The sequence below is a fragment of the Mesorhizobium sp. f-mel genome (assembly GCF_053850215.1).
Genome location: NZ_JBSPTO010000012.1, coordinates 1 through 11,256, shown reverse-complemented (window position 1 = coordinate 11,256; position 11,256 = coordinate 1). Strand labels below are relative to the sequence as shown.

10 protein-coding genes and 2 pseudogenes are annotated in these 11,256 nt (G+C 61.3%); 4 read left to right on the top strand and 8 right to left on the bottom strand.

Annotated elements, in window-relative coordinates; all coding sequences use genetic code 11:
* Nucleotides 1–49: 49 nt before the first annotated feature.
* The 6 genes from panD to ACWUKX_RS16435 form a co-directional block, all read right to left on the bottom strand.
* Complete coding sequence (gene panD / locus ACWUKX_RS16460; RefSeq protein WP_456007942.1) at nucleotides 50–502, bottom strand: aspartate 1-decarboxylase; 453 nt, start codon at nucleotides 500–502, stop codon at nucleotides 50–52.
* Between the two features lie 57 nt (nucleotides 503–559).
* Nucleotides 560–1,441: a carboxylating nicotinate-nucleotide diphosphorylase gene (gene nadC, locus ACWUKX_RS16455; protein ID WP_455850790.1), complete on the bottom strand. Its 882-nt coding sequence runs from the start codon at nucleotides 1,439–1,441 to the stop codon at nucleotides 560–562.
* A gap of 1 nt (nucleotide 1,442) precedes the next feature.
* The gene (locus ACWUKX_RS16450; protein WP_456007941.1) at nucleotides 1,443–2,984 is read right to left on the bottom strand and encodes an L-aspartate oxidase; all 1,542 of its coding nucleotides are present in this window, start codon (nucleotides 2,982–2,984) and stop codon (nucleotides 1,443–1,445) included.
* Entirely contained in the window at nucleotides 2,981–3,955 is a 975-nt protein-coding gene (nadA, locus tag ACWUKX_RS16445) for a quinolinate synthase NadA (protein WP_456007940.1), read from the bottom strand. The genes ACWUKX_RS16450 and nadA overlap by 4 nt, the downstream gene beginning before the upstream one ends.
* Before the next feature lie 67 nt (nucleotides 3,956–4,022).
* Nucleotides 4,023–4,985: an NUDIX hydrolase gene (locus ACWUKX_RS16440; protein WP_456007939.1), complete on the bottom strand. Its 963-nt coding sequence runs from the start codon at nucleotides 4,983–4,985 to the stop codon at nucleotides 4,023–4,025.
* 223 nt (nucleotides 4,986–5,208) lie between these two features.
* Nucleotides 5,209–5,691, bottom strand: coding sequence for a hypothetical protein (locus tag ACWUKX_RS16435; protein WP_456007938.1), 483 nt, complete (start codon nucleotides 5,689–5,691; stop codon nucleotides 5,209–5,211).
* A gap of 63 nt (nucleotides 5,692–5,754) precedes the next feature.
* On the opposite strand from ACWUKX_RS16435, the gene ACWUKX_RS16430 reads away from it, so the two are divergent.
* Nucleotides 5,755–6,057, top strand: coding sequence for a DUF982 domain-containing protein (locus tag ACWUKX_RS16430; protein ID WP_456007937.1), 303 nt, complete (start codon nucleotides 5,755–5,757; stop codon nucleotides 6,055–6,057).
* 387 nt (nucleotides 6,058–6,444) lie between these two features.
* Here the strand turns inward: ACWUKX_RS16430 and ACWUKX_RS16425 are convergent, their stop codons facing one another.
* Both ACWUKX_RS16425 and ACWUKX_RS16420 read right to left on the bottom strand, forming a co-directional pair.
* Nucleotides 6,445–8,097, bottom strand: a complete 1,653-nt coding sequence (locus ACWUKX_RS16425; RefSeq protein ID WP_456008055.1) for an MFS transporter — start codon at nucleotides 8,095–8,097, stop codon at nucleotides 6,445–6,447.
* A gap of 396 nt (nucleotides 8,098–8,493) precedes the next feature.
* Nucleotides 8,494–8,565 (bottom strand): annotated as a pseudogene (locus tag ACWUKX_RS16420) (hypothetical protein); the annotation flags it as partial.
* A 422-nt stretch (nucleotides 8,566–8,987) separates the two neighbouring features.
* Here ACWUKX_RS16420 and ACWUKX_RS16415 point away from each other — a divergent pair.
* The 3 genes and pseudogenes from ACWUKX_RS16415 to ACWUKX_RS16405 all read left to right on the top strand — a co-directional run.
* Nucleotides 8,988–9,683, top strand: coding sequence for an OmpW/AlkL family protein (locus tag ACWUKX_RS16415; RefSeq protein WP_456007936.1), 696 nt, complete (start codon nucleotides 8,988–8,990; stop codon nucleotides 9,681–9,683).
* Between the two features lie 347 nt (nucleotides 9,684–10,030).
* Nucleotides 10,031–11,062 (top strand): LacI family DNA-binding transcriptional regulator, encoded by a 1,032-nt coding sequence (locus ACWUKX_RS16410; RefSeq protein WP_456007935.1) that lies wholly within the window; start codon nucleotides 10,031–10,033, stop codon nucleotides 11,060–11,062.
* Nucleotides 11,063–11,189: 127 nt separating this feature from the next.
* Nucleotides 11,190–11,256, top strand: a pseudogene (locus ACWUKX_RS16405) (SIS domain-containing protein); the annotation flags it as partial.

The window sequence follows — 11,256 nt, the reverse complement described above, 5'->3', positions numbered from 1 at the left end:
GTGGGTCCCGTTCAGCGGAGAAGTCCTGGGCCTCGGCCGGCCTGATCCGTCATGATCTGCCAACCAGCGCTGGTACGGGCAGGGCATTGCTGGCCTCGTCGAGGATGGAAAAGTTGTAGCCTCCGTCGCCGTTGCGTCTGACCGAATAGGTCAGTCGATCAACGATGCGATTGTCCTTGTCAAAGGTCAGCACGCGCGGGTTAATCGCGGTCAACTCTGTCTCCTGGATATAAACTGAGTTGCAGATGATGACTTGATCGCCGGCCTGGCAGGTGCGCGCAGCAGCCCCGTTGAGGATGCAGCAGCGCGATCCGCGCTCGCCGAGGATCACATAGGTCGAGATCCGTGCGCCCGAATTCTTGTTCCAGATCTCGACGAATTCCATCGGCAGGATGCCTGCTTCCTCGCAATGGTCGGGGTCGAGTGTGATTGAGCCATGGTAGTCCAAGTTGGCTTCGGAGACGTATATGCCGTGGAGCTTGCCGGCGACGATCTTACGCATTCCATTCCTCCAACAAAAACTTGCCGTTGCTATACCTGCGTTGCACACACGGCCCCTTCAATTCAGATGTCTGTTGCAATTGCCATCGATCGACGCATCAAGTCCGATGTCGAGAATCGGAGCGCTGTGTGTGAGCCAGCCGACCGATATGAGGTCGACGCCCGTCGCGGCAATCGCCGGAGCCGTCCTCGGCGTAACTCGACCGGAGGCCTCGGTGATGGCCCGGCCACCGACCATCGCCACCGCGTGGGCAAGATCTTCAAGCGACATATTGTCGAGTAGAACCGCGTCGATGCCCAGCGCGAGCGCGGTTTCGAGCTGTTCAAGCGTGTCGATCTCGACCTCGATCTTCACCATATGGCCTGCGGCAGCGCGCGCCCGCTCTATCGCCGTGCCAATGTCGCCGGCGATGGCGATATGGTTGTCCTTGATGAGCACGGCGTCGTCGAGCCCGAAGCGGTGATTGGCGCCGCCGCCGACGCGCACGGCGTATTTCTCCAGCGCGCGCAGCCCGGGCGTCGTTTTGCGCGTGCACGCGATCCTGGCCTTGTGGCCGCGCACGGCCTCGACCATCGCCGCCGTGGCGGTCGCAATGCCGCTCAAGCGGCACAGGAAATTAAGCGCAGTGCGTTCGGCCGCGAGCAGACCGCGCGCCGGCCCGCACACCTGCGCGATAGTCTCGCCGGCCGCGACATCGCTGCCGTCAGGGCGCCAGATGTGCATATCGATCGACGGGTCGATGAGCATGAAGGCGAGCGCTGCCAGGTCGAGCCCGGCAACGACGCCGACCTGCCGCGCCTTGAGCGCAAGCGAGGCTTTGCAGTCAAAAGGGATCACTGCATCACTCGTGATGTCGCCAGCTCTACCCAAATCCTCCAGGAGCGCGTTGCGCACGATTGGTTCAATGACGATTGAGGCAAGAGGCGAGAACGACACCATATCACGAGCTCCGTTCCGAGGCCTGCCAGCTAACCGCGACCGCACTCTCCAATGCCGTGCAGAGGGTCAGCCGCGAGGAGACGGCGGCTGCTTCCCGCCCGGTGAAATCGGACCGGTAGTGCGAACCGCGGCTTTCTTCACGAGCAAGCGCGGCGATGGCGATCAACATCGCAACCAATGCTGGATCGGCTGCGGCCTGGCCGCCAACCGCGATCGACAGCAATGTCGTGACGGTTTCGCGTAGCGCTTTGCCGTTGCGGACAATGCCGAGCGCATCGGAGGCTAACCGTCGAATGGGTGAAGGGTCAGGTCGCATGGGCACGATTGTGGGAAGCCTGGGCCACTGCCAGCCCGCAGAAGTGCCCGCGACGCTTTCAGCCACCCAAACCGCTGTTGCGATCGCTTCGGCCAGCGAGTTGCTGGCCAGCCGATTGGCGCCATGCAGCCCGGTACACGCGACTTCGCCGCAGGCCCACAACCCGGCAACGGAGCTGCGGCCTTCAGCATTTACGGCCACGCCTCCCATGTGGTAATGCGCCGCCGGGCGCACTGGGATCGGCTCGACCGCGGGATCGATGCCGGCCTGGCGGCAGGCCGCCTCGATTGCCGGGAAGCGTTTTGCGAATTTCGGCCCGAGGCATTGCCGGGCATCGAGGAACACACGATTCCCGGCCTCAAGTTGAGCGCACACCGCGCGCGCGACCACATCACGGGCTGCCAGCTCGCCCCCAGGCACGCCGGAAAGGAAACGCCGGCCGTGCTCGTCAACGAGCACAGCGCCTTCGCCACGCACCGCTTCGCTCACCAGCGGCATTGGCCGGCGCGCAGTATCGAGCGCGGTCGGATGGAATTGCACGAATTCAAGATCGGCGAGTTCTGCTCCGGCACAGGCGGCCAGCGCCAGGCCGTGCCCAAACGAGGCAAGGGGGTTCGTTGTATCGCGAAACAGACCGCCGATACCGCCGGTCGCGAGCACGATGCGGCGCGTGGGGAACGCGACGACACCATGGTGTCGGGCCGCCACCACGCCCACGATTCCACCGGCCGCTACGATCAGGCGCAGTGCGTCCATGCCTTCCAGGACCGTGATCGACCGTGTTCGCCGCACCGCGGCGACCAGCACACGGAGCAACTCGCGCCCGGTAGCGTCGCCGGCGGCGTGCACGATTCGGCGGCGCGAATGCGCCGCCTCAAGCCCGAGCCGCAAGGCTCCATCCAACGCACGGTCGAACGGAGCGCCTAGTCGGACGAGGCTGTCGATCGCGCGAGGTATGGCCTCGACAACCCGCCTGACCATCGCTTCATCACAAAGCCCATCGCCGGCGGCAAGCGTGTCGGCCAAATGCAACTCGGCGCTGTCGTCGGCGCCGAGGCTCGCCGCAACCCCGCCCTGGGCGAGTGCACTGGAGGCTTCGGTTCCGAGCGGCGTTCTGGACAGAAGCACGACCGGTTGTGGCGCCAGGTGAAGCGCCGTCATAAGGCCGGCAACGCCAGCGCCGATAATCACCGGCGCGCCGCCGATGTCATGTCTGTCCGCGGTCATATGGCGAGCATGCGCTCCACCGCATGGCGAGCCCGATCCGCAATCTGCGGGTCGATCGTCACGACATGGCGGTTCTGCTCGATCGCGGTACGGATGTTGGCCAGTGTGATGCGTTTCATGTGGGCGCAGAGGTTGCACGGGCGGATGAATTCGACCTCGGGATGCTCAACCGCAACATTGTCGCTCATCGAGCATTCGGTCATCAGCACAACCCGGGCGGGCTTGTTGTGCCCAACATAATCGGACATCGCCGCCGTCGAACCGGCGAAGTCCGCCTCGGCGACCACTTCCGGTGGGCATTCGGGATGGGCAAGCACGGTGAGGCCTGGATGGGCCTCGCGCAGATCGCGGATGTCGGCCGGGGTGAAGCGCTCATGCACCTCGCAATGGCCTTTCCAGGCGATGACTTCGATCTTCGTTTGAGCGGCGATGTTCTTCGCCAGATATTCGTCAGGCAGCATGATCACGCGCGGCACGCCAAGCGACTGGACCACCGCAAGCGCATTGCCCGACGTGCAACAAATGTCGGACTCCGCCTTCACCGCAGCGGAGGTGTTAACATAGGTCACGACTGGAACGCCCGGGTAACGCACCCGCAGCAGCCGCACATCTGCGGGCGTGATCGAATCGGCCAGCGAGCAGCCGGCGTCGAGGTCCGGGATGAGCACGGTCTTCTCCGGATTGAGAAGCTTCGCCGTCTCGGCCATGAAATGCACCCCGGCGAGCACGATGATATCGGCGTCGACCGTCATTGCCTTGCGGGCAAGCGCCAGGCTGTCGCCGACGATGTCGGCTACGCAGTGGAAGATCTCGGGCGTCTGATAGTTGTGGGCGAGGATGACAGCGTTGCGCTCCCGCTTCAACGCGAGAATGGCATCGATATCGCCGGAAAATGCCGACCACTCGATCAGCGGAATCACGCGCTGGACGCGGTCGTACAAGGATGCGCTCGATGGCAACGCGGTGGTCATCGACACCTCCGATTATACTCGACCTGAATATAAGAAGCATATTCTTGCGGTGAGTATAAGGGGATTGTCAAGCCCGCGTTAGCGGCAATTTTGTCCCGGCGACGGCCCTCTCGTCGACAACCGCATGGCGGAAGCGATAAAGCTTAGCCGGTCGACCGCCCGTATCGGCGGTGGTCTCGCCGGTTTGCTCGACCAACTCCTGCTGCTCGATCAGCCGACGGAAGTTCGGCTTGTGGAGGAGCCTGCCCGCCAGGGCTTCCACGGTTCGCTGCAACTGTAGAAGACTGAAGACCGGCGGCATCAGTTCGAAGACCACGGGCCGGTACTTGATTTTGGAGCGCAGCCGCGCAATTCCCGTAGCCAGGATCCGGCGATGATCGGCGATCATCGATTCACCTGCAACCGACGACAGAGCAGCTGAAGATTGCCCGCCGGTCGCCTCTCCCACCATGGCGGCTTCGTAGAGCAGCTCATAACGCTGGAGCGTCAGTTCCTCATTCCATGGCCGCTCGTCGAAGCCGAAGGCAACCGCCGCCCGCTGCCGGCGTTCTCGGCGCGTCCCATTGTCGCCTGCGCTCTCCGCCCACTTGAGCAGGCGCGGTCGCAAAACCTTCGCCAGCATCGATGGAGTTCCGGAGCGGTGGTCCTCCCAGGGGAAATAGTCGTACCATTTCTGCCAACGGCGCCTGGCCGACTGCGTTGCCGCTTCTACTTGAGTGAGCGCGAGATAGCTGATCGAGATCACACGCTGCCCCGTGCCGACCCGGTCGCGATCTGCGAAGGTGTAGAGTTGCTCGATATAGCCCAGGGGCTGCCCGGTCTGTTCTTCCACCCATGACCTGAGTCCCGACTGAAGGGAACGATGGCTGAGTTCGAACGGACCGGAGGGCAGCGCGTTCGCCCGGCCGATTGTGAGAACGCGAGGCTCATGGTCGTTCACAGCGACAACGACGGCGATCAGGTCCGCTTTGATGTCGTTGGCGTTGCCCACCGGTCTGCGTTTCCTGATTCCCTTTGTGTGGTCGTCCATGTTCCCTGTTTGTTAGATATGGCTGCACTAAATGAAGCGGTCTATAATCGATTTAATAGAGCCTGTACCACCCAGGTCGGCGCGTCAACAGCGCAGCCATGCGCCACCAGTGGTTCTCCCAATCAGCTTGGCCTCCGGCAAGACATTCCCGAGAGAACACGGACGGCCAGCGCTCTCGCGCCCGCTTGCTTCCTGCGCTGCTGAGTGCTCGCGAGCGGCTCGCTCAGCTGCCCAGAAGAAACGTGTCGGCGGCTTGCCTGCTGGCCATCCGAGATTTGCGAGGCCAATCGTCGTTCAGGTTGGCCGGCATGGCGCAGAGCGGATCGTCTTCGATGTTAATGACGTAGCCACAATCTTGCTGCGGGATTTCAGCCGCAAGACCGAGAAAGGAAAATAGCAATGGACGCCTGTCTGCAACAGTTGCGGGGTGGGGCTCATCCAGCTGTCGCTCGGCGTGCTTTTGTGGCCGCCGCGCTCGAAGCGCGCATCCTGCGTTGCGACTGGGGAATATCAGGGCTTGCTCACTCCGCTGCCTCCACTGCAAGTCGAATCTTAAGCCGGGTTCAGCCAATGCCTGCGGCGCGACAACCAAGGCACCACAAGTTCCACGCAGCTGCCGATCACACCCCAAATGGAAGAGGAAGTTGGCCAAGCTGGGCTTAATTACCTGGTGAACCGTCATGTCCCGGACAGAATAGTCTGCCATGGTCGGCGGGCGTCGAGGCGGTGGCCTCTTCACAACAATCGTGCAGCAGGTTGAGAGAAAAGAATGACCGCTGAAGCATTCAGCACCTCCATCTTCGTAAAGCGTGCCACATACATCGTGCAAGAGATTGCCAGCCTTGCGGATGCAATCGAATTTCTTGACGAATGGCCGGAAGACCGCAGAGACCTGATTCACGAGACCGCCCTTCGGGTGTGCTATGATGCACACGATGGGCGCAAACCTGTAAGCGCTGCGCGCAATGCCTTCCTCGGTTTTTCGGAACGGGCAGGCATATTCGTAGACCCAACCTCCGCGATGAAGTGGATCGCTGCCTGCACATCGGGCGGCGGAAAGATCCAAGTCTAGGCTCCTTCGGCGGCGTTGGCGAGCGCCATACCAAGGTGCTCGCCAGCGATCGCGCCAGCCTGCTCAACATCCGGATGCTCTGCAAAGTGCTGTGCTGGAGCACGGTGCATGGCTCGCGCCGCCGTACGAACTCTCGCCCACAGCGCTGTGGCACCTACCCTGCATCCCAGTGCTTGACCTGGCCGTACAGGCGGCGCGGCGTCGATGCTTCGTTCTTGGCAATTATCGTGGTCGCGACGGGGAGATCATTCGCCTCACAACTGCTGCCGTCTCCGCTATGTGGCTGATACCAACGCGCCGCGCCCGCCGCTGGTTTGTCGCCAATTGCGCGTGACCTACGATCGCTTCTCTTCGCAGAACCCTTGTCGTCTCACATATGTGAAGCGCTCAAGGGCGGGAGAAAAAAGGCGTCGGTTGATGGCGTTTGCGAGCCGGGCCGGTCGGTCGTTCGATTGAAAGCTTCGTTTGAGGGGCAAACTCTGTGGCATTCAATTCGAGCAGCCGCCCGTCCACTTCCCTATCCGCGGCGGTAAGTCGATGATTCAGACGTAGGTAGTCCGTCCAGGTCGGTGTGCGAAAAGTCTCCGTCCAACGGCAAGGTTCTTGAAGGTCGCGCTGCAGGGTCCAATGCCGAGCACCGACGCGACTTTGCACCCGTCGCCGTTCACGCATCTGCTCAAGGAAAGCCTCGACATTTTTCTCCGGTATCACGTAGTCGATCTTAACTACGATTGGGCCGCTTCTTGGCTTCAAATCGAGGGCGACTTCCGGCGCATCGAATCCCCGGGGATCTTGGTCTGATTCTTTCCATTCGCGGATGGGCAACAGGAACCCGGTTGCAGCGGCCAGCAACAGAGCTCCAGCGGAGCTTTCAAGTGCCCAGCTGAGGGAATAATTCTGAGCAACCATGCCCCACAGCCAACTGCCGGCTGCGATGCCGCCCGACGAAAAGGCATAATAGACCGACAAGGTGCGACCTACGACCCACCGCGGGCTCGCCAATTGCACGCTGACGTCAAGTCCAGTCCAAGTGACAACCCAACCCGCGCCGCCGAGCGCGAGTGCAATAGCTGCCACTGCAATGGAAGGGGTCAGGGCAAGAGAGAGCGAACACGCCGCGCAGGCGATGCAAGCGAGCGTGATCAGCCGCTCCTGAGACAGCGTTCGCCGCAGGACGTTGTTGGAGATACCAGCGGCGAAGGCGCCGGTGCCGAAGCCGGCCATCAGGATGCCATAGCCGACTGGCCCTGCGCTCAACTGATCGCGAGCAACCAGAGGGAGCAACGCCAGTATGGCGATGCTGGCCAGCCCAAAAAGGGATCCGCGTGCGATTGCTGCCTTGATCTCTGAAGACATCGCCGTAAAGCGCACCCCGTCATGGATGGCCGTGGACATTGACTCGCGCGGGAGAGGCGAGGAGGGGACCTTCCACTTGCACCGCTGTATGGTCCACAGCAGGCCCAGATAGCTCAGCGTCGCCAGGGCGAAGGCGGTCAGAGGTCCACAAGAGGCAACGACGAAGCCGCCAAGCGCCGGGCCGATACTGCGAACAGCGTTATATCCGACCGATATTAGCGTAACGGCAGCTGGAACATCGCTCTTGCGCAGAACATCGCCAACCGAGGCATGCCACGCGGGGTCGGTGAACGCCACGCCGCATCCCGCTAAAAAGCTTAATCCGAGGACAATCCAGGGGTCGACAAGTCCCAGCGCAACGAGGCAAGCCAGCATCGCTGATGCCAGCGCGATCACGCACCAGCCAGCGAACATGACTTTGCGGCGGCTGAAATTGTCGGCGATGGCGCCGGCAAAGACAGACAGGAAAAACGCGGGCAGCGTCGTTGACGCTTGCACCAGCGCCACGCTCAGATCGGACTTTGAGATCGTTGCCATCAGCCAACTGATCGCAACAGTCTGCATCAGCCAGCCGAGGCTGGAAACCTGCGTCGCCAGCCAAATCGATCTAAACGTCTGATTCTTGAGCGGCGCAAACGTTGTTGGTGCTACCACATCCGCATCTGCGCACGCCGGCTTGCTCATCTTCCTCGAACCTTGAACCGTTTGCTGGACCTGTTGACTCGCGTTCCGGCACGCAATTGCCATCACCCAGGAGCCGGATGAGGTGCATTTCCTCCCACACGGCGCAAGATGTTTTCGCCCGAACCGCCCTCGTGGTCGAAACGAATGTTTCTTGTGGAGGAATGATCCGATCAAGATCTGCATAAGTGGGCGCCCATCTGCCGGCCTTCTAGCGCCCGGCGTTGATGGTCTTGCTGAAGCCGATCTCGTTCGGCTGCGCGCGGTTATAGATAATTCGGTCCTATCCTGCAGGACATGGCTCGGAGCTTCGCTGGCCGCAACGCGCGCTGTGGTCGCGGCCAGCGAGAACGCTATGTTGGTCACACGCGGGCTGTCAAAGAAGCGGTAGGCCGCCTTGGCCGTCGCCCAGTCGCCGTAGACCGCCGGGATTGGCTGCCCGGCGCAGCTGACATCTGGTCCAGCAACCATCGCGGTCGACGGGCCAGACGCTTATCGGGCAGGGCTGTCGCGGCTGCTGACGGTCATGTCTCAACTCCGTGATTTGGTCACGGGATCACGGCAGATTCATACCACAGGCCGCCGACGATGTGGGTAGTCGGAAGCGTCACCCAGCGGGGTGAAAGGAGCCGCCTCAAAGGCATCGGGCTGGGCTCGGCCCCTGCCACAGATCAGATCTGCGCCCCTGGCGACTGCTTGCCGCGCAACAGGGCTGTTCAATCTTTTAAACTTATGCCTCGCCTTGCTGCCGGGGCCGGGTGATCACATGACAGTTTTATTAAGAAATGTGCCACTTCAATTAATTTCACCCCACCATTGATCTAGATCAACCGAGCGTCTTGTCACGGCTGACATTGCTACCGCGCACCCGAATTTCGGATTTCAAGGAGAGCATGATGAGAGACTGGATAAGGCCGGGACGCGGAATCACACTCGGCATTGCGCTTGTGGTGACAGGATTGCAGCAGGCGGCGGCCGCGGATGCACAATTCGTGGGTGTGACGCAGAAGGACACGGTCCACGTGGTCGAACCTAGCCCCTGGCAAGTTCGCCTGCGTGGGCTGGGGGTGATCACGGACGATAAGGGTAACGTCAACGGAATTCCCGGCTCCGGCCTCTCTTATTCGGATACGGTGATTCCGGAATTTGACGTTACTTACTACTTCACCGACAATCTCGCAGCTGAACTCATACTCGGCACTACCTACGCCAATATCTACGGCGAGGGAATGATCGGTGGGCTGGCCAAGATCGGCAAGACTTGGGTGCTGCCGCCGACCCTCACGCTGCAATACCACTTCACCAATTTCGGTGCTTTCAAGCCCTACGTCGGCGCAGGCGTAAACTACACGGTCTTTTATAACCAGGAGACTGGCAGCGCCGACGCTCTCGACGTCAAGAACACATTCGGCGGCGCTGTGCAGGTCGGATTCGACTACACCCTGGATCAGCATTGGGGCATCAATTTCGACGTCAAGAAGCTCTTTCTCGAGCCGAAATTTGACGCAGTGGTCGCCGGCACGAACGTCACGGGAAAAGCCGAGCTCAATCCTTGGCTAATCGGCACAGGCGTCACATACCGCTTCTGACAATTCAAATCCAAGGCGGCACCACATCCAAATGGTGCCGCCAAGCTCGTGGTCGCCTGATGCGCACGGCCACTGCGCCGGCGTTCGCGATGACCCGACGGCGCCGCCTCGTGCGCGGCTACGCGCAGCTCATAGACGTCTCTCACTCACGATCCTCATCGCAATGCTCGCAAATTTCATCCGCAGAAACGCTCATCCTGAAATTTTAAAACGGGCTCTCGGCGCAGCCGCCCGATTGCGGAAGATGTAGGTTCCCGGACGGCGGCATCAATGTAAGCGCGAGAGGATTTTATTAACCTTCATCATCGACGTATTCTCCTCCTGAGAATGCCTGCTGAATCGGATTCATGGCCAAGCGACCAACGATTGCCGATCTTGCCCGCGAAGCCAACGTCAGCGTGGCAACCGTTGACCGGGTTCTGAACGCCCGCTATCCAGTCCGCAAGCAGACTGCGCTGCGGGTCTACGAGGCGGCCAATGCTATTGGCTATCACGCGGCCGGCCTTGTCGAGCGGCGCGCGCAGCCGGATCCGCCGCGCTATCAGCTTGGCTTTATCCTCAGAAAACCGGCGCAGCATTTTTACCAAGACTTCGCGCGCGAAATCGAAGCGGCAGTCAACGCGTCACAGGCTTTCCACGGCACTTCGCTTATCGAATTCGCGCCGTCGGATGTGCCGGGCGATCTGATCGCACTTCTCCAGGAGCTCGGGGGCCACTGCCACGCGATCGCCATGGTGGCGCCGGACCATCCGACGGTCACGGCAGCCGTCGAAGAACTCAAAGCGAAAGGAATCCCGGTTTTTTCGCTGCTTTCCGATTTCGCCGCCGGCGTACGCGAGGGCTATGTCGGCCTAAACAACCGCAAAGTCGGGCGCACAGCGGCCTGGATGTTCTCCAAAGCCGCAAAACGGCCGGGTAAGGTGGCGGTCTTTGCCGTCAGTGAGCGTTACCAGGCTCACGAGCTTCGCGAAATCGGCTTTCGCTCCTATTTTCGTGAGAGCGCGCCGACGTTCGAGGTGCTTGACATCCCCATCAACGTCGGGACGCGACGGATCACGTACGAGGCAACACTGGATCTGATTCACCGGGAACCCGAACTTGTCGGCTTTTACGTGGCCGGCGGCCGCATGGAGGGCGCAATCTCGGCGCTCAGGAAACAGGGCGAAGAGCGGGATATTGTCGCCATCGTCAACGAGATCACACCGGAGTCACGGGCCGCGCTCGCGGATGGCATCATCACGATGGCGGTCGCCACACCACTGCGCCGGCTTTGCCAGGAGCTGATGACGCTGATGGCCCGGGCCATCGAAACTGGCTGCGCGAAGACGCCGGGACAGACATTTCTGCCTTTCGACATCTATCTCCCCGAAAATATATGAAGATGAAAAAATTTAGCAGACGTGGCCAGGTCGTGTATCGAAACGGAGCCGTCACCAGCCAAATCTTGAGGCCGAGTTCGGCGCACTGAGCCACCGTGGTTCCTGAGCCCACTTTGGACGCACGGCTCTGAAGCACGGGCCGATCGCGCTGATCGACGAGAACATGCCTGTCATCGTCATTGCCCCGCATGACC

Bases quoted from the DNA above. Each gene is read 5' to 3' on its own strand.
- panD (WP_456007942.1), bottom strand. From the start codon at position 502: ATGCGTAAGATCGTCGCCGGCAAGCTCCACGGCATATACGTCTCCGAA.
- nadC (WP_455850790.1), bottom strand. From the start codon at position 1,441: ATGGTGTCGTTCTCGCCTCTTGCCTCAATCGTCATTGAACCAATCGTG.
- ACWUKX_RS16450 (WP_456007941.1), bottom strand. From the start codon at position 2,984: ATGACCGCGGACAGACATGACATCGGCGGCGCGCCGGTGATTATCGGC.
- nadA (WP_456007940.1), bottom strand. From the start codon at position 3,955: ATGACCACCGCGTTGCCATCGAGCGCATCCTTGTACGACCGCGTCCAG.
- ACWUKX_RS16440 (WP_456007939.1), bottom strand. From the start codon at position 4,985: ATGGACGACCACACAAAGGGAATCAGGAAACGCAGACCGGTGGGCAAC.
- ACWUKX_RS16435 (WP_456007938.1), bottom strand. From the start codon at position 5,691: ATGGCAGACTATTCTGTCCGGGACATGACGGTTCACCAGGTAATTAAG.
- ACWUKX_RS16430 (WP_456007937.1), top strand. From the start codon at position 5,755: ATGACCGCTGAAGCATTCAGCACCTCCATCTTCGTAAAGCGTGCCACA.
- ACWUKX_RS16425 (WP_456008055.1), bottom strand. From the start codon at position 8,097: ATGAGCAAGCCGGCGTGCGCAGATGCGGATGTGGTAGCACCAACAACG.
- ACWUKX_RS16415 (WP_456007936.1), top strand. From the start codon at position 8,988: ATGATGAGAGACTGGATAAGGCCGGGACGCGGAATCACACTCGGCATT.
- ACWUKX_RS16410 (WP_456007935.1), top strand. From the start codon at position 10,031: ATGGCCAAGCGACCAACGATTGCCGATCTTGCCCGCGAAGCCAACGTC.